This is a genomic window from Vibrio agarivorans, assembly GCF_030409635.1.
Lineage (GTDB): Bacteria > Pseudomonadota > Gammaproteobacteria > Enterobacterales > Vibrionaceae > Vibrio > Vibrio agarivorans.
Genome location: NZ_JAUFQF010000004.1, coordinates 1,485,517 through 1,510,015 on the forward strand (window position 1 = coordinate 1,485,517; position 24,499 = coordinate 1,510,015).

Consider the following 24,499-nt stretch of genomic DNA (forward strand, 5'->3'; position numbering starts at 1 on the left):
GATTTTTCCTTACTAGGATTTGGCTATGATTGCCAAACGTCGAGCCCATTTTTGTCGACCTTCTGAATGAGGTCTTGGAGCTCAGTCCCATCAGGGAGCGTTAAATTTGGTGCGATCTCTGCAAGCGGGTAGAGGACAAATTCTCTCACTTTCATTCCATAGTGTGGAATGGTCAGGCGCTCAGAGTCTATCACCTCATTGCCGTAGAGGATGAGGTCTAGGTCGAGGGTTCTCGGGCCCCAGCGCTCTTCTTTACGGACACGCCCTTGCTCTAACTCAATCGCTTGGGTGCAATCGAGTAGTTCAATCGGCGTTAATTCAGTTTCAATTTCAGCCACAGCATTGATGTAATCCGGTTGGTCTTGTGGACCCATTGGAGTACTGCTGTAAAGCTGGGAGCAAGCAATAAAGCGTGACTTTGGCAGAGTCTTTAATGCTTCAATTGCCAGTTGAGCTTGTTCAACTGGCGTAGCCATGTTACTGCCAATCGCTATGTAGACAGTGATCATGACTTAGGCTTGCTCTTCTTTGGTCGGTTACTGCGACTTCTGCGGCGGCGTGGTGACTTTCCGCTCGTGTCATCTAAATCTGCGACCATCGCTTGGCGCATGTTGCGGCCAGCATTTTGGAAGGTTGACCACCACTCTGCAAGCTCTTTCGTTTCACCTTGTTCAATCTCGCCACGCATCTCTAGGAAATCAAAGCCGGCACGGAACTTGTTGAGCTCCATTAGGCGGAAGGCGCGCTTGCCTGTTCTGCGAGGTAGACGCAGTTGTAACTGCCAGATTTCACGAATGGTTGCGGTATGACGTCGAGGAATAGCTGTGCTACGAACTTGCTCATCAAGCACGACATTTCCGGCTTCCATGATCGCATCATATTCGGTCATTTTACGTGACTGCATGAAGTGATCAGCTAGGGCCTTTACTGGATACCATAAGATAGCAGCAAACATGAATGCAGGGTTGATACGCTTACCTTCGTCATGACGCTGGTCTGTTGAATCTAAGGCAAGGTCCAGCATTTGCTCAGTCGGTGATTCATAGTCTTCAGTGAAGAACTCCGCAACACGAGGGAAGAGCTGTTGGAATAGGTTGTATTCACGCATCAGGTGATAGGTTTCAAGACCATAGCCCGATTGCAGCATCTTTAACGACTCTTCATACAGGCGCGCAGCGGGAATATCACGCAGTAGCGGAGCAAGGTGCTCGATAGGCTCGGCAGTGTCTTCTTCGATGTCGAAGTCCAGTTTCACAGCAAAGCGTACAGCACGCAGCATGCGCACAGGGTCTTCGCGGTAACGCGTCTCAGGGTCACCAATCAGGCGAATCAGTTTGTCTTCTAAGTCGTCAACACCGCCAGCGTAGTCGTGAATACTGTAGTCTTCAATGCTGTAGTACATCGCATTGATAGAGAAGTCGCGACGCTCTGCGTCTTGGTCGATAGTGCCGTAGACATTGTCACGCAACAATAGGCCTGCATCTGATTTTTGTGAGACGTTTTTGGTGGTCTCTTGATGGTGGCCACGGAAAGTGGCTACTTCAATAATGTCACGGCCGAACATGATATGGGCGAGACGGAAACGACGGCCAATCAAGCGGCAGTTTCTAAACAGGCCTTTGATCTGCTCTGGCGTTGCGTTAGTCGCAATATCGAAGTCTTTAGGTTGACCGCCAAGCAGGAGATCGCGAACGCCACCACCAACGAGAAAGGCCTGAAAGCCAGCCCCATTTAGTCGGTAAAGGACTTTAAGCGCGTTATCACTGATCTGTTTGCGCGAAATATTGTGTTGCTCGCGAGCAAGAATATTTAGCGACAGCTCTGGATATATCATCGATGTTTGGTCGTTTATGTTCATGAAGTTTCGATATTTTTGTATTCGTTTTAGTGCTCTCGTATTCGCTTGAGCACGCAATTTGCGGCTAATAATAGCCTAGACCGAGCCATTTGAGAATCTTGGTGTGATTTCTGTCGATTCTGGAAGCTGTGAGATCGTCCAATGTTGAACGCCCCATTGGATGATTTCTTCTATCGTCCCATCCTTGAGTGACGGTTCAATGGCAAAGCCCAAACAGTGCATTGCGCGTAATAATGTTGCTTGTGTATCAAGCTCATCAATCGCCGGTGCGTGGTTTTGTTTCGACAGTTTGTTGCCATTTTCATCGAGGGCGAGCGGCAGGTGTAGATAGCTGACGGTCGGCTGTTTTAATTGATGATACAGTGACATTTGTCGACCCGTAGGCTCAATCAGGTCGGCACCACGAACCACTTCGGTAACGCCTTGGTCGATATCATCAAGGACGACCGCTAGGTTGTAGGCGTATAAGCCATCACGGCGCTTGATGATAAAATCTTCTTCTGCCAATGCTTGCGGCAGCGTAATTTGACCATGTTTAAGGTCAGTAAACTCTGTCACAGGTTGATCAATATGCAGACGGACTGCGCACCCCGCTGGGTCTTGGTGGTTAAGTGGCTTGCAGTGGCCGTTGTAAAAGCCACCCATGGCTTTGATTTGTTTGCGTGTACATTGGCAATAGTAAGCTTCACCACTTGATAACCACAGTTCAATTTGCGTCTGGTAAAGGTCATGGCGATGGCTTTGATAAACCACGTTGCCATCCCAATGGAGTTGATAGTTCTCGAGCGTTCGCAGTATCGAGTCTGCCGCACCAAGTTGTTCTCTTGGTGGGTCGAGATCTTCTATTCTTACCAGCCACTGGCCTTGCTGTGACTTGGCTTGAAAGTAACTGCCCAGCGCAGCCATCAGTGAGCCAAAGTGGAGCGGGCCAGACGGAGAGGGGGCGAAACGACCAATATACTGTGTCATGGTTATCTGCAAATTATCCTAGCGTTCAAAAACAACAAAAGGGAGCCTAAGCTCCCTCATGGACGTTGACAAAGGCAAGATTAACCTTGCATTTGACGCTCTTTGATCTCTGCAAGTGTTTTACAGTCGATACAAAGATCAGCCGTTGGGCGTGCTTCAAGACGGCGAATGCCGATCTCAATGCCGCAAGACTCACAGAAACCGAAATCATCTTCTTCGATTTTGTTGAGTGTCTTCTCAATTTTCTTGATTAGACGACGTTCGCGATCTCGGTTGCGAAGCTCAAGACTGAACTCTTCTTCCTGAGAAGCACGGTCAACAGGATCTGGGAAGTTTGCTGCTTCGTCCTGCATGTGGTGAACAGTGCGGTCAACTTCATGACGTAACTGGTCGCGCCAAGCTTTCAAAATTACTTCAAAGTGAGCCAACTGCTCAGGTGACATATACTCTTCACCTGCTTTTTCTTGGTACGGCTCAACTCCAGCAATAGCTAGGATGCCTAGCGCTTTTTTCTTAGATTCTGGCATACAGCATCTCCTAATAACACCTAGACAACTGTTTCCTACAGTTGTTATAAGGCGGGTATCTATAGCAGAAAGCAACAAGTGTGGCAAACGTTCCCTGACAAAGAGTTTATCAATGTGAACACGGCAGCATTTTTAATGCTCAGAATTAATAAATTCTATTGCCTTTTGTAACTGAATCGTCTGCGGTGAAAGTTGTGCTTTGTAGCACAGTACTTCTACGCCTGCGGCTTGTGCTTGTTTCAATAAAAGGTCATATTTCGCGTCTATATGGTGGGCAGCAGACACTTTTTCAATACCTGAATGCAAAATAGTGAACAACAATACTGCCCTTTGGCCTGAATTTGCGACCTCAATAAGCTCTCGAAGGTGTTTTTGCCCACGAGTGGTGACGGCATCAGGGAAGTAACCTTGACCGTTCTGTTCACTGTCGAGCAGTGTGACACTCTTGACCTCGATATAGCACGAAGGGCGCTGATTATCTTCGAGTAATATGTCAATTTTACTACTCTCTTGACCATATTTTACTTCTGTTCGCAGTGTCTCATAACCTTGCAGCTCAGTAATGACGCCATTGTTTATCGCTTCAACCGCCAGTTGGTTGGCGCGAATGGTGTTAATCGCAATGACATTGCCATTGGGCTTTTGTGTTAGCTCCCAACTATTTGGATATTTTCGCTTCGGGTTGTCTGAGGTTGAGAACCAGATGGTGTCACCCTCATCGGCACACCCTGTCATTGCCCCAGTGTTCGCACAGTGTATCGTACGCATAGAGCCATCAGGCAGGGTGATGTTGGCGAGAAAACGCTTGTAGCGCTTTATCAAGGTGGCTGATTCGAGTTTTGGGTCAAATTTCATAATCTATTGAGCTTAGTCGTATTGAGGCCAAGTTGCTGATTGTTTTTGTTCGATATCATCAAGCGACCGTTAAGCTTTTTCGGGATATGGTTGCTTGGGGATATGCTTGCTTGGCGTTAGAATGTTGGCAAAGCATTACATCACAGGACTCGTGACTTGTCACAACTACCCATCAATCAGGTTTTACCTCAGCTACTTCAAGCGGTTGAAAAGCACGCTCAAGTGATCTTAAAAGCCGCGCCAGGCGCAGGTAAATCCACTTACTTCCCGTTAAAACTCCTCGAGCAGCATCAAGGCAGTGGCAAGATCATTATGCTTGAGCCTCGTCGATTAGCAGCGAAAAGCATTGCTCACTATATTGCCCAGCAATGTGGTGAAGCTGTGGGGCATCGTGTGGGCTATCGAATCAAAGGTGAGAGTAAGTCGAGTAGCAGCACAAAACTCGAGATAGTGACCGAAGGGATTTTGACCCGCATGATCCAGTCTGATCCTGAGCTGACGGATGTGGATATTATTCTGTTTGATGAGTTTCACGAACGCAGTCTTCACGCTGACACGGCATTAGCGTTGAGTCTTGAGATACAAGCGGCTCTGCGTGATGACTTAACGCTGGTGGTGATGTCAGCGACATTGGATGACCAAGCGCTGAAGCTGCTGTTGCCAGAGGCGGAGTATATTGAATCACAAGGTCGGCAATACCCGGTCGACCACAGCTACCGCCCCTTATCACAAAATGAACGCCTTCCCGCGGTGATGAGTGCGCAAATTCAGCATCTTATGGCAACCCAAAGTGGATCTCTTTTGGCATTTCTGCCTGGTGTTGCCGCCATTAAGCAAGTCGAGGGTTTGTTGAGAGATGGGCTGCCGCTCGATGAGAATATCGACGTATTTCCATTGCATGGCGCGCTGGACTTTAAGCAGCAGCAAGCGGCGATTGCTCCCTGTCAAAATGGTCGGCGAAAAGTAGTCTTGGCCACCAATATAGCTGAGACCTCGCTGACGATTGAAGGCATCCGCATGGTGGTGGACTCTGGGTTCGAGCGAGTGGCTCGTTTTGACTTATCCACCGGAATGACACGTCTTGAGCAGCAAAGGATTGCGCAATCTTCGGCGCAGCAGCGCAGTGGTCGAGCAGGACGCCTAGAGGCGGGCTTATGTCTGCGCCTCTACTCGGAATCGCAACTCAACCAGCAGCCTATGGTGGCAAGTCCAGATATTCTGCACTCTGATCTTGCTCCTTTAGCGATGGAGTTACTCAACTGGGGGACACAAGACGCCGCAGATCTTCAGTGGCTAGATTTACCGCCGGCGGCGGCGATGAATCAAGCTTTTGGCCTACTGTGTTCCTTAGGCTTGATAGATGCATCTCATCGTTTAACCACCATGGGAAAAAGTGCCTATCAATTGGGTTTAGAGCCTCGTTTGGCGAGCATGCTATTACAATCTGAGCGCTTAGGAGCGAAACACCTAACCGCAGCGATAGTGGCGGCGGCACTGATTGAAGAGCTAGAGCGTAATGTCACGGATTTAGCATACTCATTGCACCGATTGCAATCAGGACGGCATGATCGTCAAGCGCTGGTGCGCAAGCGTATTGATGGCTTAGCACGTAAGTTCAAGATGCAAGTGGATATAAAGCTTATTGCTGAGGAGAGTATCGGTGAAGTTCTCGCGCTTGGCTATCCTGATCGCATAGCTCAACGCCGCTCAAAACTGACGCAAGATTTTCGCCTTGCGAATGGTCATGGCGCGCAAGTCTATGACCAATCGCTGTTTCAGCACCAAGATTATCTCGTAGCCATTGATGTATTGCGCTCTTTGGGTAAACCGAGCGTGATTCAAGCCGCTTGTGCGCTAGATATTGAATCCTTACAGCAAAATGCGCCAATGTTATTTGAACAGCGAGAGCAAGTGGACTGGAGCGACTCGAAAGGGCGCTTGCTGGCTGAAAAACAGATAAAGATTGGTCAGTTAGTGATTGCGAGAGAGGCCCTACCGGAGCCCGACCAAAGTCAAATGGCTCAAGCGCTGCTTAGCTACGTGCAACGTAAAGGGCTAGATATCTTGCATTGGGATGAGCCAGCACAGCAGCTCTACCAGAGAATTCTGTGCGCTATTGATTGGCTGCCAGAGCAATCTTGGCCATTGATGGATAAACAATCACTCACGGATGACATTGAGAGCTGGTTATTACCCTACCTTAATGAAGTGAATAGTGTGAAGCAGTTGAGTCGAGTCGATGTTTCGCAGGCGCTACTAGCTCGTTTGGGGTGGCCTTTGAATCAACATCTTGATAAATGGGTGCCTAAAGGGCTGACATTGCCAACGGGGCGCTCGCAGCGCTTACACTATCAGCAAGGTAAGGAGCCAATGCTGTCGGTACGACTGCAAGAGATGTTTGGTGAGCCACAATCGCCGACAGTTGCGTTGGGTAAAGTGGCGGTGGTGATTGAATTGTTATCGCCTGCTCAACGCCCACTGCAGGTGACGAAAGATCTCGCAGGTTTTTGGTCTGGTTCGTACCGTGAAGTACAAAAAGAGATGAAGGGACGCTACCCGAAGCACGTTTGGCCGGATGATCCCGCTCAGCATCAAGCGACAACCAAAACCAAACGCCAGCTCGGAAAATAAAGAACAAGATCATGACAGAACAGAAAAAACCAACCAGGAAACCGGCGGCAAAGAAGCCAGCAACTAAACGCGCGTCTACCACGAAGAAGGCGAGTGCAAAAAAGCGCGCGCCTGCTAAACGAAAAACGAGCGGTGGCAAAGGGGCGGCTAACAAACCTAGCTGGATCAAACGATTTTGGTCTTTGACTTGGAAATGTGGGTTGGCATTGTTGGCTGTTTTGGTCGTGGTCGGGATCTATCTCGATACCGTGGTGAGACAGAAGTTTGATGGGCAGCTGTTTGATCTCCCAACGGTGGTGTATGCGCGAATCTTAACTCTCACGCCTGGCCAAGACATCACTATTCAAGAGGTTCGTAACGAGCTTGATGTGCTCAACTACCGTAAAGTCTCACAGCCCAAATATCCCGGTGAATACTCATCATCATCGACGCGTATTGAGTTAATACGCCGACCTTTTGAGTTTACGGATGGTGCAGAGGGTGATCGCCGTGTGATGCTTCATTTTGGGGATGGTCAACTTAATCGTATTCAATCCCTCGATCGTGGTGGGGACCTTGGCTATCTGCGTATTGACCCTAAAATGCTCGGCATGCTTGAAAAGAACGTGGGTGAGCATCGCCTGTTTCTCAAGCGCGATCAATTTCCTGAAATCATGGTTGATGCCCTGTTAGTTACCGAAGATCGTAACTTCTACCAGCATGATGGCGTTTCTCCTGTTGCGATAGCCCGGGCTATGGTGGTGAACATCAAGGCAGGGCGCACAGTGCAAGGGGGCAGTACCTTAACGCAGCAGCTAGCTAAAAACCTATTCTTGTCCAGTGACCGAACGCTGTGGCGTAAGGTGCGTGAAGCCTATATCGCGATCTTGTTGGATTATCGCTACGACAAGGATCGTATTCTTGAGGCCTACCTCAATGAGGTGTATTTAGGTCATAGCGCAGGGCAAGCGATTCATGGTTTTGGCTTGGCTTCCAGACTCTATTTTGGTCAGCCGATCCAAGAGTTGAGGATTGATCAGCTAGCACTATTGGTCGGTATGGTGAAAGGCCCTTCGTATTACAACCCGATACGTCACCCTCAACGAGCAAAAGAGCGTAGAGACTTGGTGCTACGCCTGATGATGCAAAATGAGTTGCTGACGGCGAGTGAGTTTAATGAAGCGGCCAGCCGTGGGCTCGATATTCAAGATAACCCGCGCATTGCCAGTCGTCAGCCTGCTTATTTCCAACAAGTGAATCGAGAGCTGTCGGACAAAGTTGGTAGCGCATTCCGTTCCGGCGTCGGTCTTAAAGTATTTACCTCATTAGATCCTGTCTCTCAATCGAAGTTAGAAAGGGCGATTACACAAAAAGTCCCGGATCTCGAGCGCGTCTCAGGTGCAGGACTCGAGGGCGCAGCGATTGCTGTTGATCGTCAAACCGGTGAGATTCGAGCTATGGTGGGCGGAAAACGCACTGGCTATGATGGTTTTAATCGAGCGTTGAATGCCAGCCGCCAGATTGGTTCTTTGGCCAAGCCTGCGGTATACCTGACTGCACTGGAGAAGCCAGAGGAGTATCAACTGGCGACAACGCTACAAGATAAGCCAATATCACTCAAAGGTAGCCAAGGAAATGTTTGGTCTCCGCGAAATTATGATCGTCAGTATCGCGGTGACGTGCCATTGTATGAGGCGTTGTCAAAGTCTCTCAACGTTCCGACCGTACAATTGGGCATGGCATTGGGTTTACCTGCAGTCATCGACACTTTTGAAAAGTTAGGCGTCGATAGACAAGAAATTCGCCCTGTACCTTCTATGTTGTTAGGGTCATTTACCCTGACGCCTTATCAGGTTGCTCAGATGTATCAAACCTTGACCAATAGCGGCCGTATTGCGCCGCTGTCAGCGTTGCGCTCGGTGGTGGATAACGAGGGTAAGGTTCTGTTTGATTCATTGCCTCATGTCTCACGCGCAGTGCCTGAGCAAGCGGCATGGCTGACTACATTCGCAATGAAGCAAGGTGTCGCAAGCGGCACAGGGCGTTTCTTACAGTCACAGTTTGCCTGGGCGCAACTAGCCGGCAAAACCGGCACAAGTAATGATACCCGTGACAGTTGGTTTGTCGGTGTTGATGGGCGCGAGGTGACAACGGTTTGGCTGGGGCGTGATGACAATAAACCGACAAAGCTCACCGGTTCGAGTGGTGCACTGCGTGTTTATGCTCATTACTTAAACGATCGCATTCCACAGCAGTTGGTGTTGCCTTGGCCGCAACAAATATCAACGGTTGGCTTTCGCCGAGAAAATAGCGGTGCGCTTGAATATGACTGCCGAAGTAAAACCACATTGCCGGTTTGGGACCCGCAAGGTCACTTTAAGAAAGGCTGTGAATCACAACCAACGGATTGGTTGAAAAAGCTGTTTACGTGGTAGATGATATAACGCGTAATCAGCACCTTACATGAAAACAACAAGGATAGTTATGCTGCGTCATTTTTGCTTAACATTGACTGCGGTTGCGGCTTGGGTTTCTCCCCTTGTCGCAACGGCAAGTGAAGAGAGTCGTGTCACATCAGAGAAAGAGCGCCCAACCATTGCTCTTGTGCTTGCTGGTGGTGGTGCGAAAGGTGCTGCGCACATCGGTGTGATTAAAGCCCTTGAAGAGATGCAGATCCCCATCGATATTGTCACCGGTACCAGCATGGGCTCCTTTGTCGGCGGCCTGTATGCAACCGGCATGTCGGCGGATGAAATAGAGAGCTTTATCTATAGTGTTGAATGGAATGATGGTTATCGCGACCGTGTTGCACGCAGCGAAAGGCGAGTGCGCGATAAAGAGTACGAAGACCGCTACACGCTAAACCCAGAATTGGGTATCGGCTTTGGTGAGTTCCGCTCCCCGAGAGGATTGGTTCAAGGGCAAGGCATGCTGAGAATTTTGCGTGAGACCACAGGTAACGTTTCACGTTTAGACTCCTTTGATGAGCTAGCGATTCCCTACCGCTCTGTTGCCAGTGATATTGTGGAGCTTGAGCCTGTGGTAATCGGTGATGGCTATTTGATTGATGCCATGATGGCCAGTATGTCTGTTCCTGGTGCACTCCCTCCTTATGAAATCGATGGTCGCTTGCTAGTCGATGGCGGCGTCACAAATAACATGCCCGTCGATGTTGCCTATCAAATGGGTGCAGATGTGGTGATTGCTGTCGATATCAGTAGTGACTACAAAGAGTTAGATGAATTTACCAGCTTATTTACCGTCGCTGACCAGCTCTCAAACTATATGGTACGCCGTAGCACTCGAGAGCAAAAAGCTCTGCTGCGTGAGGGTGATATCTACATGCACCCAGAAGTGGGTGACATGCAAACCACCGAGTTTGACCGTATGCCTTCCGCTTTTGATAGAGGGTATGAAATCGCTCATGCCAATAATGCTGCATTGGCAAAGCTATCGGTTTCTAGCGCAGAATACCAAAAGTATATCGACCAAAAACAACAGCGTCGCAATGCACTCGACTTTGGACATGAGCTCTCGGTCGATCGCATCGAACTTGCTAATAGCTCACACTACAGTGATAAAGTTATTGAGCACCGCTTAGCGATTGAAGAGGGTGGTCCACTGACCTTTGAAGAGCTTGAAGAGAGTGTGGATAGGCTTTATGTGTTGGATCGCTTTGAACGCGTTACCTACCAGTATGACAAGCGCGAAGACGAGAACGTGTTAAAAGTGAATGTTGAAGAGAAGCGCTGGGGACCAAACTATCTGAATTTCCGCTTTTTCTTGGAAGATGACTTTGACACGAGTAGCCAATATGCGCTCGGTGCTTCGATAAATTTTACCGATCTCAATGAACATGGTGCTGAGCTGACCACCAATATGGAGATGGGGACAGATAAATTGCTAGAGGGCAACTTTTATACGCCTCTGTCTCCTAGCTTAAACTGGTTTTCTACGTCATCTGTGAGATACACCGATGAACAGCGTCACATGCCATTAGACTTTGATACAGGTGAAATTCCTGAGCCAAGCTTGGATACTATTGATGACTTCATTCCTGTTTCTTACAAGAAGATAGAGGCTGAGTTAGCTGTAGGGTTCCAAACGGAGTTGTGGCGCTTAATGAAACTCGGCGGTCGCTACACTAAAGGACAAGCTGAATTCTCTACGGTGAGCTCTGCAGGCAAGGTGGATTTTGATCGAATTGGCGCGTTTGTGAACTTTAGACTGGATACGTTAGATAGTTTTTCATTACCAACAAAAGGCTATTACCTAAGCGTAGAGTATTTGTATTCGCTTGATAATGTCACTCCAAATGAATCAGTAGGTATTATTGATGAGATTAGCAACGATCGAGTGCAAGAGTTTTCAATTCAGGGCAGTGCAGCCCACAGTTTTGAGCGACATACTATCGTTGGGAATTTTGATTACGGCGTTGTAGAAAATACCAGTGGGGATTTTCCTGTTGATCCTAAAGAGCTCGGTGGCTTCTTGAGCTTGTCGGGTATCTCACGTAACAGTATGATTGGTAATAACTTACTGTTTGGTAGCCTAGCCTACCGCTACCGCTGGTTTGATAACGATTTTGGTATGTTCCAGTCCCCTGTCTATCTTGGTGGTTCGGTGGAATATGGTGGTGTGTGGAATGACACAGACCTTCGCTTTGATGAAGCGCCACTGTATGTTGCTGGTTCAGTTTTTGCCGGAATTGATAGCCCAATTGGACCTATTATGTTTGCTTACGGACGAACCGAAGAGAACAAAGACTCGGTTTATCTAATTCTCGGGACGTCGTTTAAGTAGCGATTGAAAAAACATCACTTTTTGTTCCAACTTGCTATGTTGGTCAAAGTGGTGAGATTTTAATTTATCGTTAAATTTGCTATCTTACGTCCCACAGTTTGGCCTCTCTGGCGCTGTTCATTCTTATTTATAGAGTGACCTCAATTTAGCTAAATGATTGAAAAGGCGAAGGAGTTGCCAAGTTTTCCAAGGATGTCCAATCCTATTCTAACTATAAGGATGGACCGCAATGAGAGGAAATAGTCGTGCTTGAAGCCTACCGTAAACACGTCGAAGAGCGTGCTTCTGAAGGAGTTGTCCCTAAACCACTAGACGCTGAGCAAGTGGCTGGACTTGTTGAACTTCTAAAGACCCCCCCCACAAGGTGAAGAAGCGTTTATTCTTGACCTATTAGAGAATCGTATCCCACCAGGTGTAGATGAAGCGGCGTATGTAAAAGCCGGGTTCCTGACTGCTGTCGCGAAAGGCGACGTGGTATCTCCACTGGTCAGCCGTGAAAAAGCGGCGCAGCTATTAGGCACAATGCAAGGCGGTTACAACATCGCACCATTGGTCGAGTTCTTAGAAGACGAACTGCTCGCGCCTATCGCTGTCAAAGCCCTTTCTCACACGCTTTTGATGTTTGACGCTTTCTATGATGTAGAAGAGAAAGCAAAAGCGGGTAACACTCATGCGCAGCAAGTTCTGCAGTCTTGGGCCGACGCTGAGTGGTTCACCTCGAAAGAGAAAGTCGCAGAAAAAATTACCGTTAAAGTCTTTAAAGTCACCGGTGAAACCAATACCGATGACCTCTCTCCTGCACCTGATGCGTGGTCACGCCCAGATATTCCAGTACATGCGAAAGCGATGCTGAAGATGGAACGTGATGGCATTAATCCTGATGAGCCGGGCAGCGTTGGTCCAATCAAACAGATTGAAGACCTACAGAAAGACGGTATCCCACTCGCCTATGTTGGCGATGTTGTCGGGACAGGTTCTTCACGTAAATCAGCGACAAACTCTGTGCTGTGGTTTATGGGTGAAGATATTCCTTATGTTCCAAACAAGCGCACTGGCGGTATCTGTTTAGGTGGCAAAATTGCCCCAATTTTCTATAACACAATGGAAGACTCTGGCGCATTGCCGATCGAACTCAATGTTCAAGATATGAATATGGGTGACGTAATTGACATCTACCCTTATGAAGGTGTGGTTCGTAAAGACGGCGCTGAGATTTCAAGTTTTGAACTTAGCAAAGTACTGCTAGATGAAGTACGTGCTGGTGGTCGCATTCCACTGATCATCGGTCGAGGCTTAACGAGTCGTGCACGTACAGCTCTGGGTCTTGAAGATACCGACTTATTTGCCAAACCAGTGGATCCATCTGCTTCTGATAAGGGCTACACGCTCGCTCAGAAAATGGTCGGTAAAGCGTGTGGCGCAGAAGGTGTGCGCGCCGGTCAATACTGTGAACCGAAAATGACCACGGTAGGCTCGCAAGATACTACTGGCCCTATGACGCGTGATGAGCTGAAAGATCTTGCATGTCTTGGCTTCTCTGCTGACCTTGTGATGCAGTCATTCTGTCATACATCGGCTTACCCAAAGCCGGTTGATGTCAATACTCACCACACTCTTCCTGACTTTATTATGAACCGTGGCGGTGTGTCACTGCGCCCAGGTGATGGTGTTATCCACTCATGGTTAAACCGCATGCTTCTGCCAGATACGGTTGGTACAGGTGGTGATTCACATACTCGTTTCCCGCTTGGTATTTCATTCCCAGCAGGCTCGGGTCTAGTGGCGTTTGCAGCTGCAACGGGTGTGATGCCGCTAGATATGCCTGAATCTATTTTGGTTCGCTTCAAAGGTGAAATGCAGCCGGGTATTACGTTGCGCGATCTTGTTCATGCGATCCCTTACTACGGAATTAAACAAGGGCTACTGACGGTAGAAAAAGCGGGCAAGATTAACGAATTCTCGGGCCGTGTACTTGAAATTGAAGGTGTAGAGCACCTGACGGTTGAGCAAGCATTTGAGTTGTCAGATGCGTCAGCAGAGCGCTCGGCGGCAGGTTGTACAGTGAAACTGTCACAAGAGTCTATCGAAGAGTATCTCAACTCAAATATCACCATGCTTAAGTGGATGATCTCTGAAGGTTATGGCGATCGTCGTACCATTGAGCGTCGTATCACAGCAATGCAAGAGTGGCTGGCAAACCCAGAGCTTATGGAAGCGGATAGCGATGCAGAATACGCGCACGTTATCGAGATTGACTTGGCTGAGATCAACGAGCCAATTCTTTGTGCGCCAAATGACCCAGATGACGCTCGCCTACTGTCTGACGTGCAAGGCACCAAGATCGATGAGGTGTTCATCGGCTCTTGTATGACGAACATTGGTCACTTCCGCGCTGCGGGTAAACTATTAGATAAGTTCTCTGGCCAGCTTGATACTCGCTTGTGGGTGGCACCGCCAACTAAGATGGATAAAGACCAACTAACGGAAGAAGGTTACTATGGCATCTTTGGCCGCGCTGGGGTTCGCATTGAAACGCCAGGGTGTTCATTGTGTATGGGTAACCAAGCACGCGTAGCTGATAAAGCCACGGTTATGTCGACATCGACACGTAACTTCCCGAACCGCTTGGGTACAGGAGCAAATGTCTATCTGTCATCTGCTGAGCTTGCCGCAGTGGGCGCAATTCTAGGTCGAATCCCAACCATGGGTGAGTACCTTGAATACGCACAACAAATCGATGCAACTGCAGCCGATACATACCGTTACTTGAACTTCCATAAAATGGAACAGTACACCAAGAAAGCGGATGAAGTGATCTTTCAAGAGCCAGCATAAATCTGGCGTTTGAACACTTTTTCAGCTGATATGAATATGGGCCGCTATTGATAGCGGCCCTTGTGTTTCTAGCTGGGGAATATTATTTACGCGTTAAACTCATTATCGCTGCGACGTTGCGAGCTGTGATTTCAACATTCTCAGCTGCTTCCGCTAGTGCAGTTGGCAAGTCTACGGAACGATTAACCACAGCGAAGACAGAATCAATACCGTGCTCGTGAACCACACCACAATCTGCCGACAAGCAGCCAGCAATACCAATTACCGGAAGGTCAAATTTTTTCGCAGTGCGCGCAACACCAATCGGTGTCTTACCATGGATAGTTTGGCTATCAATACGACCTTCACCAGTAATGACGAGATCGGCATCAGCGACAACTTCGCTAAGATTTACCGCGTCCATCACGATGTTAATACCAGGGCGAAGCTCGGCACTGAGCAAGCCAACTAAAGCTGCACCTAGTCCACCCGCTGCACCAGCACCGGGCATATCAATCACATCTTTTTCTAGTTGTGCTTTCATAACGGCAGCATAGTGTGCAAGGTTTGCATCCAACACTTCAACCATTTCAGGTGTCGCCCCTTTTTGCGGGCCAAACACCTGTGACGCACCTTTCGGGCCGCAAAGTGGGTTATCAACATCACATGCTACCTCAAGGCGCACCTTCGCTAAGCGAGGGTCTAGGTTTGTCAGGTCGATGGTGTTGAGGCGAGCCAATTCACCACCACCAAATCCGAGCTCTTTTTCATCGCTATCTAGCATACGAATACCAAGAGCCTGCGCCATACCAAGGCCGCCATCGTTAGTCGCGCTGCCACCAATACCGATGATGATATGCTCAACGCCTTTATCCAGTACCGCTTTGATCAGTTCACCAGTGCCGTATGTCGTGGTCTTTAGTGGATTACGTTGTTCAGGCTCTGCAAGGTGCAGGCCTGATGCGGCTGCCATCTCAATCACCGCGGTCTTGCCATCGCCTAATAGGCCATAAAAGCCTTCAACGATTTGCCCAAGTGGGCCAATCACTGGGTGGGGAATGATTGAGCCACCGGTAGCGTCGACCAATGACTGAACCGTGCCCTCGCCACCATCTGCCATAGGTAGTTTAATGTATTCAGCGTCTGGAAGGACCTGTTTAAAGCCTTTTTCAATCGCTTGTGCCACGCCCATTGCAGTTAGGCTTTCTTTGTATGAATCAGGAGCAATTACAATTTTCATTTCAATACCTTAAATCTTTAAACAAACAGTCCGAACACACCGAACATCATGACGGAAACGAAGGCGATCATTAGACCTACAGCCGACTCGTAAGGGATCAGTTTGAGACGTTCACGGATATCCATGTGAACTGCACCACCGGTTGCGTGGAAGAAGCTGCCGTGCGGCATGTGGTCAAGTACGGTTGCACCTGAGTGAATCATTGCTGCGCCAGCAAGAGCTGGGACACCAAGTTCAAGAATAGTGTGGCTAAATACGCTAGAAGCCACGGCAGTACCTGCTGTCGTTGAAGCTGTAGCAAGCGCCATCATTGCACCTGAGATAGGAGCAAGTAAGTACGAAGGCAGCCCCGATGCAGTAAGCAGGTCTATCAGTCCGTCCTTTAATGCAGAGTTGGCCACGATGCCCGCTAGCGTACCCGTACCCAGAAGCATAACGGCTACTGGTGCCATACGGTTCAAGCCTGATACAGCAAAGTGATTTGTGTCTCTGAAGCGACCCATGACAACTGCGCCAAGTAGGCCACCGAGAGGCAGGGCGATAAGTGGATCAACGTTGATACCAGCAATTGGACGAAGCGCAAGTAGGGCAATTGCGACAAGTGGTGCCACGATAGCGGCAGCAAAAGAAGGCAAGCGACTATGGTCAACAGCGACAACTTCAGATTCAGCAACCTTAGTGCCTTTATTCACCAAACGCTTTGCGATGAAATAAGCCAGTAGCATGCCGCATAGACCAGGGATCACACCTGCTGCCATCACTGAAGTCAGCGGTACGTTAAACGCGTCAGACGCAGCAATCGCATTTGGATTTGGTGACATTACGTTACCGGCTTTACCACCACCAATCATTGCTAACAAAATGGCTGTCTTGGAAATATCAGCACGACGAGCAATCGCCAGTGCAATCGGTGATACTGTGATAACAGCAACGTCAACGAAAACACCGACCGCAGTCAGAATCATTGTCGCGAGCGCAAGCGCAAGCAGGGCACGTGTCTCTCCGACCTTCTTCACTATGGTTTCAGCAATCGATGTGGCAGCGCCTGATTCAATCAATACACCAGCCAATACGCCTGCTGCAAGAATACGCAGTACCGCAGTAACAATACCTTGCGCACCGCCAATCATTAAACTAACGGTATCAGTCAGTGATACACCACCGACAATACCACCGACTAGAGCACCGATGATCATACCGTAGGCGGGCGGTACTTTTTTCAGGATCAGGGCTATCGCAACAACAAGAGCGGATAGGGCACCCAGTGTAGAGACTTCAATCATGTTCTATGTCCAGAATAGTTAAGCGTTATTTTTCGCCAAATATAGACAGAGAACGGTGTTGAGTCTTTAGCAGAAGTGACAAATTTTTAACGGAATAACGGTTAGTTTGTTGTGCGAATGCACAAAACTACTTGGCCCAGTGAAACAAGTTTATCGCAATGTAGAGTTGCATTAGGTTATCTATATTATTGATATTTAATGATGTTACTTGCTCAATCTTGTCCATTCGGTAACGGAGAGTGTTACGATGAATATGAAGCTTTTCACAAGTGAGAGCTGAATCGCAGTTTTGAGCAAAATAGGTCTTTAGGGTTTTGATCAATAGCCCTTTACTATCGCCACTTTGTAACTGTTTGTATGGCAATTCAAGCTGTTCACGTCGCCAAGGCTCATTGAGCAGGCTGCTCATCATCACTGGCAGACGATAATCTTGATAAAAGAACACTTCCCCAAGGCGATTTGCCACACTATTTAGTGTTAGCTGCGCGGTATCGTATGAGCGTGCCAACCCACTGAGCCCAGGAAAGTAGTCGCCAAGCGCAATCTTAATCTGAAAGTTAGCCTCTTTCTTGACGCGGCGTAACAGCTGATTAATTCGTTTCGTTTCTGCCTCTTGTGACCAGCCATTCGTGGTTAATGTGATAGGTTTTAAGACTACCACCTCATTAAGTGAAACCGACAAAATCCCGACAAGGTTATCTCGCTCTGGATACTCGAGCAGATGAACCAGTTGTTGTAAGTGCTCTAGTGACAGTGGCTTGTCTTTTTTAGGTAGCACTTTGACGACCGCAGCGATGCGAGGTTGATTCAAGTCGAGATCAAGCCTGTCGGCAATCGCATTAAGCTGCATTTCGTTGAGAGTGGTGCCCTTTATTAGCTGCAACACCAACTCTTCTCTGTGACGCTTATTCCATTGAACCTGTGACATGAGCGCAGCTTGCTCGACGATCAGTTCGGCGGTCATTTTAACTAGCTCACCAAAATGATGCACATCTTCGGGCGTGCCAGATATGCCTATCACGCCAATGATCTGCTCTTGATAGAAAATAGGCAGGTTAATCCCGGGTTTCACTCCCTTGAGGTGAGCAGCGGTTGCGTCATCTATCTCAACCACACGAGCCTCGGTAATCGCGAGAACGGCGCCTTCGTGCTTTTGATGTAAGCGATCTTGATCACCCGAGCCAATGATTCTGCCTTTGTCGTCCATCACATTGATGGAGTAAGGAATGATTTTCATTGTTCGTTCAACGATTTGTCGTGCGATCATTTCATTTAGCTGCATGTTGGTTCCAAATATCTGCCTAGCGGTTACCCTTGATGATAACCACAATTGTGTTCTGCTGCTCGTGACAAAAGAGAAAATGGTATAATGGACGACTTTTTCTCGTTTAGTAGACCCTCAATAAAGGCCAAATGATGGATTTTGAATTTAAAAAGAACACCTTACTAGGGACTTATACTGTCTATTGCAGTATGGGACATGAAGCTGTCGCTCAATGGGTAGAGTCTGAACTAGGCACCGAAATCACAAATATTGATAAGCACTTAGATCTTCTGGAGCAAGCGCGCATTAGCCCATTTAAAGAAATCAACCTTCTAGGCCAAGGTTATAGCCTTTCAATCTATGACAATGAGGTCACGATAAAAGCCAATACTGTGCAAGATGAGAGTGATGATTGGCATGATGAAGAGTTAGGAAGCTATTCCAATGAGACAGAGTCAGTGTGCGGACTGGATGATTTTGAGTCTTTACTTGTGCAGTGGCGTGACTTTATCGGCTAGGTACGACTGGTCAATGCACTGAAATGGTGAGTTGTTAATATTTTGCTTCATTTTTGTGAGTGTGTTGCACTGGTTTGGTGCGTTGCATTTGCAGTGGTCATACTGTTTTTGTGTAAGTAATTGAAAAATAAGGATTAAAAAAGTTGGCACGTAGATTGGATTAGTTAGCTCATACCAAAGATGAATGTTTTCGGAGAGGAAGCGATGAAACTAATCAATGCGATTGTAAAACCATTTAAATTAGACGACGTGCGTGAAGCGCTCGCTGACGTAGGTATCGAAGGGATGACGGTATCTGAGGTCAAAGGCTTTGGTCGTCAGAAAGGTCACACTGAGCTCTACCGTGGTGCAGAGTACCAAGTAGACTTTTTGCCAAAAGTGAAGCTAGAGATTGCCACACAAGCAGAAAATGTAGACCGAGTGATTGAAGCCATTACTAAAGCTGCGCATACCGGCAAAATTGGTGACGGTAAAATTTTCGTGTATGACCTAAGTCAAGCCGTGCGTATCCGTACTGGTGAGATGGACACAGAAGCACTTTAAGAATTCAAAGGATTGGAGAACAATTATGGAACTTTCAGTAACAGTATCTGAACTACGTTACGCACTAGACACCTTTTTCTTCCTCATTTCGGGTGCGTTAGTGATGTGGATGGCAGCAGGTTTCGCCATGCTTGAAGCGGGTCTTGTTCGTTCAAAGAACACGACAGAAATCTTAACTAAGAACGTATGTCTATACGCAATCGCATGTACTATGTACCTGATTGTTGGCTACAACATCATGTATGTAGGCAACGGTGAGGGCGGTTGGTTGCCATCATTTGGTGCACTCATCGGCACTCAAGGTGAAGGCGCAGACCACTCACTAGAGTCGGACTTCTTCTTCCAGGTGGTTTTTGTTGCAACAGCAATGTCAGTGGTTTCTGGCGCGGTTGCTGAGCGTATGAAGCTTTGGTCATTCCTCATCTTTACGGTGGTATTAACAGGCTTTATTTACCCAATGGAAGGCTACTGGACTTGGGGCGGTGGTTTCCTAGCAGAAGCTGGTTTCAGTGACTTTGCTGGCTCAGGTATTGTACACATGGCGGGTGCAGCAGCAGCGCTATCAGGTGTCATACTTCTTGGTGCTCGTAAGGGTAAATACGGTAAAAACGGCGAGATCTTCCCAATTCCTGGTTCGAACATGCCGCTAGCGACATTGGGTACATTCATCCTTTGGTTCGGTTGGTTCGGCTTCAACGGTGGCTCTCAGTTAATGGTATCTGATTTTGAGAACGCGACAGCCGTTGGTCAAATCTTCCTAAATACGAATGCAGCAGCAGCAGCAGGTGCAATCGCAGCACTACTAGTGTGTAAAACCACTTGGGGTAAAGCTGACCTAACTATGATTCTTAACGGTGCGTTAGCTGGTCTTGTTGCTATCACAGCAGACCCTCTATCACCATCACCGCTGGCAGCAGTGAGCGTCGGTGCAGTATCAGGTGCATTGGTAGTATTCAGTATCATCGGCCTAGACAAGCTTAAGATTGATGATCCAGTAGGCGCTATCTCGGTACACGGTGTATGTGGTTTCTTCGGCCTAATGGTTGTGCCACTAAGCAATGGTGATGCAACATTCGGTGCGCAGCTTCTAGGTGCAGTCGTTATCTTTGGGTGGGTGTTCGCAGCAAGCCTTGCAGTATGGGGTGTACTAAAAGCGACAATCGGTATCCGAGTAACAGAAGAAGAAGAGCTAGAAGGTATGGATATGCACGACTGTGGTGTTGGTGCTTACCCAGAGTTTGTTACTGTTAAGTAAAACGATATTACTTTTTATTCTAAAGTCTGCCGTATAACGGCAGGCTTTTTTTGTTTTTGATCATTGCAAAACAAAGTTTACTAAATATAATAACGAAATTGATAAACATTATCATTAACAATTAAATTCAGCGCGTTTCGCTGATAATTACTATATGGACGACAGACAATGAAAAAATTGCTTACTCTTTCTGCACTAGCATGTGCATCAATCGCACCTTCAGCAATTGCTGCTGGTGAGGTGAATGTTTACTCTTACCGCCAACCCTTCTTGGTAGAACCAATGTTCAATGAGTTTACGAAAGAGACTGGCATTAAAGTTAACGTCATGTTTGCAAAGCAAGGTATCGCAGAAAAGCTAGCGCAAGAGGGTGAATACAGCCCGGCTGACGTGCTTCTTACTACGGATATTAGCCGCCTTGCAGAGCTAACAGATAGAGGCTTAGTTCAAGCTGTCGATAGCGAAGTGATTGAAGGTAACGTACCTGCACAATACCGTGATGATGAGAATGAATGGTTTGCTTTGACCCTGCGTACGCGTAATGTTTATTCGTCACGTGACCGAGTTGGTAAGCTAGGTGCAGATTTCAACTACGCTGATCTCGCCAAGCCAGAGTTCAAAGGCAAAATCTGTACTCGTCAAGGTAAGCACCCATATAACGTATCTCTCGTCTCTTCTATGATTGCTCACCATGGTGAAGCAGAAGCAAAAGCGTGGCTAGAAGGCGTGAAAGCAAACCTAGCTCGTAAACCTCAAGGTAACGATCGCGCGCAAGTAAAAGCGATTCGTGAAGGTTTGTGTGATGTATCACTAGGTAACAGCTACTACCTAGGTAAGATGGTTAACGACGCTGAACAGAAAGCGTGGGCTGACGCGGTTTACATCAACTTCCCTAACCAAGAAACAGAAGGGACTCACGTAAACGTTTCTGGTATGGCGATGGCGAAATACTCTCCTAACCGTGACAACGCCGTGAAGCTAATGGAGTTTCTAACGGCAGATAAAGCTCAGCAACTTTACGCAGAAGTAAACTACGAATACCCAGTGAAAGAGGGTGTTAAGCGTTCTGAGCTCGTTGAATCTTGGGGGGATTTCAAAGCAGACAAGATTTCTCTAGACGAAATTGCTTCATATCATTCAGCAGCAATCCGTCTGCTAGACGAAGTGAAGTTTGACCTTTAATAGTATCTAGGGGTATAAATGTACCCCTAATTTTATAAAGGTCTATGAGAGTTATTCTCACTAGCATCAAACTCTCATACTTATCAATGAAACAAAGTCATTATTTGTGGAAAACCAGTAGCTTCGCATTAGCATTGCTGCTGGTTTTGCCTATTTTAGCCATCTTTTATACCGCCGTTAGTGAAGCAGATGACATCTTTGGTCACCTGATGGCTACGGTGATGCCTACCTATATCTCCAATACGCTGCTTCTTGTTGCTGGCGTGATGCTGCTCTCCCTACTTTTCGGTATTCCCTCTGCTTGGCTAATGGCCATGTGTCGAGTGCCAGGAGAAAAAGTGCTGCAATGGGCGTTGGTTTTACCGCTGGCTATGCCGGGATACATCGTTGGTTACATTTTTACTGACTGGTTTGACTTTGCCGGCCCTGTACAAGTTTTCTTGCGTGATATCACGGGCTGGGGGCCTGGGGAGTATTGGTTCCCAGACATACGCACCTTAGCGGGCGCCACTTGGGTATTGTCACTGGTTCTTTACCCCTACGTTTATCTATTAGCACGCGCGGCATTTATGGAGCAAAATGTTTCCCTGTTGCAATCTGCACGCTTGCTGAAATGTTCTCCATGGGAGAGCTTCTTGCGTATCTCCTTACCATTGGCTCGTCCGTCTATCGCAGTGGGCTTATCTTTGGTGGCTATGGAGACGATTGGTGATTTTGGCGCAGTGAATTATTTTGCTGTTAGCACGCTAACTACCGCGGTTTACGATACTTGGTTAGGCTACTCAAGCTTGTCAGCCGCGGCAAAAATTTCTGCTGTGATGCTAGTTTTTGTTCTGTTGCTATTAAGTGCGGAACGTTACAGTCGCCGTCGCCAAAAGCTGTTCCAAACGACTTTCAGTAGCCACGAAGATTTTCGCTATGAACTGCATGGCTGGAAGAAGTGGCTTGCAGTCGTATGGTGTTGGGGGTTAGTGCTTATCGCCTTTATTCTGCCTTTAGGGCAGTTGGTGAAATACGCATTCATCTACTTTGAACAGAGTTGGACAGCAGAGTTTAGGCAGTACGCCTTTAATAGTTTGTATGTCTCGGTCGTGGCAGCAGTGATCGCTACCATAGTGGCAATAGTGGTGAACTTTAACTACCGCCTTAAAGCCAATACCTCGAATGTCGCCGCGATTCGTTTATCGTCAATGGGTTATGCCGTCCCCCGGAACTGTACTTGCGATTGGTATTCTTGTGCCCGTTATAGCGATGGACCACATGGTGAATGACTTTGCTCGTTGGATGGAGTGGGGCAGGCCCGGACTGATCTTCTCAGGTTCAATGTTTGCGCTAATCTTCGCCTTAGTCGTGCGCTTTTCAGCTGTGGCGATTGGTAGTGTTGAGAGTAGCCTAAATAAGGTCTCGCCGTCCTTGGATATGGCGTCACGCACGATGGGGTGCAACTCAAACCTAATGCTATGGCGTATTCACCTACCATTAATCCGCCGTGGCGCATTGATTGCAGGTTTGCTGGTCTTTATTGAGTCGATGAAAGAGCTCAATGCGGCGATATTACTGCGTCCATTCAACTTTGAAACCTTGGCTACGTATGTCTATAACTTCGCCTCGGATGAGCATTTAGAGCTCGCGGCTCTGCCAGCTATTTTACTTGTTGTTGTGGGGCTGATCCCACTTGTTGTCGTCAACCGCTCATTAGAGCATACCCATTAACACGTTGGAGTCGATGCTATGAGCTGTGCATTATCGGTCAATAACCTCACCTGTCAGTACGATGATCAAACGGTACTTGAGAGTCTATCTCTCGCGGTTGAACATGGTGAAATTGTGTGTCTTCTGGGAGCCAGTGGTTGCGGAAAAACGACGCTGTTAAAAGCGATTGCAGGTTTGATCCCCTTGTCATCTGGGCAAATGAGTTTGAACTGCATGACTATTGATGATGGTCAGAACTGGTTACCACCAGAGCAGCGCAATATCGGTATGATTTTTCAAGACTATGCGCTGTTTCCGCACTTAACCGTAGCGCAAAACATCGCATTTGGTTTACGAGAGCTGAGCAAGACAGAGCAGCAGAGCAAAGTCGCAGAGATGCTCGAGCTCGTTCACCTGCAGCCGTATGGCGATCGTTTCCCTCACCAATTGTCGGGAGGTCAACAGCAGCGAGTGGCGATAGCGCGTGCACTTGCCTACAAGCCAGACTTATTACTACTGGATGAGCCGTTTTCAAACATTGATACTCAGGTTCGTCACGAGTTAATTGGTGAGATCCGCCGTTTGTTCAAAAAGCAGGGTGTGACCGCGATTTTTGTTACCCACTCGCGTGAAGAGGCGTTTGCTTTTGCCGACAAGATGGCGGTAATGAACCAAGGTGTGATTGAGCAATACGGCACCGCTTCCGAACTCTACTTTGAGCCTTCAAGCAAATTTGTCGCCGACTTCTTAGGCGGGGGAAGTTATCTTCCAGCAGAGCGTGTGGCAGATGATGTATTTGCAACCAGCTTAGGCAACCTTGAGGCCAAGGCGCAAGATAGCATCGCTGTTGGTGAGGCTTGCGAGCTGCTATTACGTCCTCAGCATATTGTGATTACGGCTTCTGAAGAGAGCAAAATTGAAGTGTTAGAGCAGCAGTTTATGGGGGATCACTGTCGCTATGTGATCAGTATAGACGGACACCGCCTGCTCGCTACGTCACCGCAACCACTGCAACGTGGGCAATCTGTGTCTGTTGAAGTGGATATGCAGGGCATTCTGGCTTATCACCCAGCGAAGTAACAAAAA

At 47.8% G+C, this 24,499-nt stretch carries 16 protein-coding genes and 2 pseudogenes; 10 read left to right on the top strand and 8 right to left on the bottom strand.

The window, feature by feature from the left end:
* Window positions 1-23: 23 nt before the first annotated feature.
* The 5 genes from folK to sfsA form a co-directional block, all read right to left on the bottom strand.
* Entirely contained in the window at window positions 24-509 is a 486-nt protein-coding gene (gene folK / locus QWZ05_RS15445) for a 2-amino-4-hydroxy-6-hydroxymethyldihydropteridine diphosphokinase (protein WP_290299290.1), read from the bottom strand.
* Window positions 506-1,858, bottom strand: coding sequence for a polynucleotide adenylyltransferase PcnB (pcnB, locus tag QWZ05_RS15450; protein ID WP_289960550.1), 1,353 nt, complete (start codon window positions 1,856-1,858; stop codon window positions 506-508). The genes folK and pcnB overlap by 4 nt, the downstream gene beginning before the upstream one ends.
* Before the next feature lie 75 nt (window positions 1,859-1,933).
* Complete coding sequence (gene gluQRS, locus QWZ05_RS15455) at window positions 1,934-2,827, bottom strand: tRNA glutamyl-Q(34) synthetase GluQRS (protein ID WP_264877927.1); 894 nt, start codon at window positions 2,825-2,827, stop codon at window positions 1,934-1,936.
* An 80-nt stretch (window positions 2,828-2,907) separates the two neighbouring features.
* Window positions 2,908-3,354 carry an RNA polymerase-binding protein DksA gene (gene dksA, locus QWZ05_RS15460; RefSeq protein ID WP_264877928.1) on the bottom strand — a complete coding sequence of 149 codons (447 nt, stop codon included), beginning with the start codon at window positions 3,352-3,354 and terminating at the stop codon, window positions 2,908-2,910.
* A 132-nt stretch (window positions 3,355-3,486) separates the two neighbouring features.
* Window positions 3,487-4,209, bottom strand: a complete 723-nt coding sequence (gene sfsA, locus QWZ05_RS15465) for a DNA/RNA nuclease SfsA (protein WP_290299293.1) — start codon at window positions 4,207-4,209, stop codon at window positions 3,487-3,489.
* 156 nt (window positions 4,210-4,365) lie between these two features.
* Between sfsA and hrpB the strand changes: the two genes are divergently transcribed.
* The 4 genes and pseudogenes from hrpB to acnB all read left to right on the top strand — a co-directional run bounded on the left by hrpB (window position 4,366) and on the right by acnB (window position 14,457).
* Entirely contained in the window at window positions 4,366-6,840 is a 2,475-nt protein-coding gene (hrpB, locus tag QWZ05_RS15470; protein WP_290299295.1) for an ATP-dependent helicase HrpB, read from the top strand.
* Window positions 6,837-9,254: a penicillin-binding protein 1B gene (gene mrcB, locus QWZ05_RS15475; protein ID WP_390216782.1), complete on the top strand. Its 2,418-nt coding sequence runs from the start codon at window positions 6,837-6,839 to the stop codon at window positions 9,252-9,254. The genes hrpB and mrcB overlap by 4 nt, the downstream gene beginning before the upstream one ends.
* 49 nt (window positions 9,255-9,303) lie before the next feature.
* Entirely contained in the window at window positions 9,304-11,622 is a 2,319-nt protein-coding gene (locus QWZ05_RS15480) for a patatin-like phospholipase family protein (protein WP_290299299.1), read from the top strand.
* Between the two features lie 245 nt (window positions 11,623-11,867).
* A pseudogene (acnB, locus tag QWZ05_RS15485) lies at window positions 11,868-14,457 on the top strand (bifunctional aconitate hydratase 2/2-methylisocitrate dehydratase).
* An 82-nt stretch (window positions 14,458-14,539) separates the two neighbouring features.
* On the opposite strand, the gene QWZ05_RS15490 reads toward acnB, so the two are convergent.
* The 3 genes from QWZ05_RS15490 to QWZ05_RS15500 form a co-directional block, all read right to left on the bottom strand.
* On the bottom strand, window positions 14,540-15,676 hold the full coding sequence (locus QWZ05_RS15490; protein WP_290299300.1) for a glycerate kinase: 1,137 nt from the start codon (window positions 15,674-15,676) through the stop codon (window positions 14,540-14,542).
* Between the two features lie 17 nt (window positions 15,677-15,693).
* Entirely contained in the window at window positions 15,694-16,959 is a 1,266-nt protein-coding gene (locus QWZ05_RS15495; protein WP_290299302.1) for a GntP family permease, read from the bottom strand.
* Between the two features lie 127 nt (window positions 16,960-17,086).
* On the bottom strand, window positions 17,087-18,241 hold the full coding sequence (locus tag QWZ05_RS15500; RefSeq protein ID WP_264877936.1) for a sugar diacid recognition domain-containing protein: 1,155 nt from the start codon (window positions 18,239-18,241) through the stop codon (window positions 17,087-17,089).
* Between the two features lie 134 nt (window positions 18,242-18,375).
* Between QWZ05_RS15500 and QWZ05_RS15505 the strand changes: the two genes are divergently transcribed.
* From QWZ05_RS15505 to QWZ05_RS15530, 6 genes and pseudogenes are all read left to right on the top strand, one after another.
* On the top strand, window positions 18,376-18,741 hold the full coding sequence (locus QWZ05_RS15505; RefSeq protein WP_264877937.1) for a YacL family protein: 366 nt from the start codon (window positions 18,376-18,378) through the stop codon (window positions 18,739-18,741).
* 204 nt (window positions 18,742-18,945) lie between these two features.
* Window positions 18,946-19,284, top strand: a complete 339-nt coding sequence (locus tag QWZ05_RS15510) for a P-II family nitrogen regulator (RefSeq protein WP_164649095.1) — start codon at window positions 18,946-18,948, stop codon at window positions 19,282-19,284.
* 25 nt (window positions 19,285-19,309) lie between these two features.
* Window positions 19,310-20,539, top strand: a complete 1,230-nt coding sequence (locus QWZ05_RS15515; RefSeq protein WP_264877938.1) for an ammonium transporter — start codon at window positions 19,310-19,312, stop codon at window positions 20,537-20,539.
* Between the two features lie 168 nt (window positions 20,540-20,707).
* Complete coding sequence (locus QWZ05_RS15520) at window positions 20,708-21,721, top strand: Fe(3+) ABC transporter substrate-binding protein (RefSeq protein ID WP_290299305.1); 1,014 nt, start codon at window positions 20,708-20,710, stop codon at window positions 21,719-21,721.
* A gap of 86 nt (window positions 21,722-21,807) precedes the next feature.
* A pseudogene (locus QWZ05_RS15525) lies at window positions 21,808-23,434 on the top strand (ABC transporter permease).
* An 18-nt stretch (window positions 23,435-23,452) separates the two neighbouring features.
* Complete coding sequence (locus QWZ05_RS15530) at window positions 23,453-24,493, top strand: ABC transporter ATP-binding protein (protein ID WP_290299307.1); 1,041 nt, start codon at window positions 23,453-23,455, stop codon at window positions 24,491-24,493.
* Window positions 24,494-24,499 lie beyond the last annotated feature (6 nt).

Excerpts from the sequence above, each read along its gene's own strand:
- QWZ05_RS15495 (WP_290299302.1), bottom strand. The coding sequence starts at position 16,959 with ATGATTGAAGTCTCTACACTGGGTGCCCTATCCGCTCTTGTTGTTGCG.
- QWZ05_RS15510 (WP_164649095.1), top strand. The coding sequence starts at position 18,946 with ATGAAACTAATCAATGCGATTGTAAAACCATTTAAATTAGACGACGTG.
- folK (WP_290299290.1), bottom strand. The coding sequence starts at position 509 with ATGATCACTGTCTACATAGCGATTGGCAGTAACATGGCTACGCCAGTT.
- QWZ05_RS15480 (WP_290299299.1), top strand. The coding sequence starts at position 9,304 with ATGCTGCGTCATTTTTGCTTAACATTGACTGCGGTTGCGGCTTGGGTT.
- sfsA (WP_290299293.1), bottom strand. The coding sequence starts at position 4,209 with ATGAAATTTGACCCAAAACTCGAATCAGCCACCTTGATAAAGCGCTAC.
- QWZ05_RS15490 (WP_290299300.1), bottom strand. The coding sequence starts at position 15,676 with ATGAAAATTGTAATTGCTCCTGATTCATACAAAGAAAGCCTAACTGCA.
- QWZ05_RS15520 (WP_290299305.1), top strand. The coding sequence starts at position 20,708 with ATGAAAAAATTGCTTACTCTTTCTGCACTAGCATGTGCATCAATCGCA.
- QWZ05_RS15530 (WP_290299307.1), top strand. The coding sequence starts at position 23,453 with ATGAGCTGTGCATTATCGGTCAATAACCTCACCTGTCAGTACGATGAT.
- gluQRS (WP_264877927.1), bottom strand. The coding sequence starts at position 2,827 with ATGACACAGTATATTGGTCGTTTCGCCCCCTCTCCGTCTGGCCCGCTC.
- QWZ05_RS15500 (WP_264877936.1), bottom strand. The coding sequence starts at position 18,241 with ATGCAGCTAAATGAAATGATCGCACGACAAATCGTTGAACGAACAATG.
- QWZ05_RS15515 (WP_264877938.1), top strand. The coding sequence starts at position 19,310 with ATGGAACTTTCAGTAACAGTATCTGAACTACGTTACGCACTAGACACC.
- dksA (WP_264877928.1), bottom strand. The coding sequence starts at position 3,354 with ATGCCAGAATCTAAGAAAAAAGCGCTAGGCATCCTAGCTATTGCTGGA.
- pcnB (WP_289960550.1), bottom strand. The coding sequence starts at position 1,858 with ATGAACATAAACGACCAAACATCGATGATATATCCAGAGCTGTCGCTA.
- QWZ05_RS15505 (WP_264877937.1), top strand. The coding sequence starts at position 18,376 with ATGGATTTTGAATTTAAAAAGAACACCTTACTAGGGACTTATACTGTC.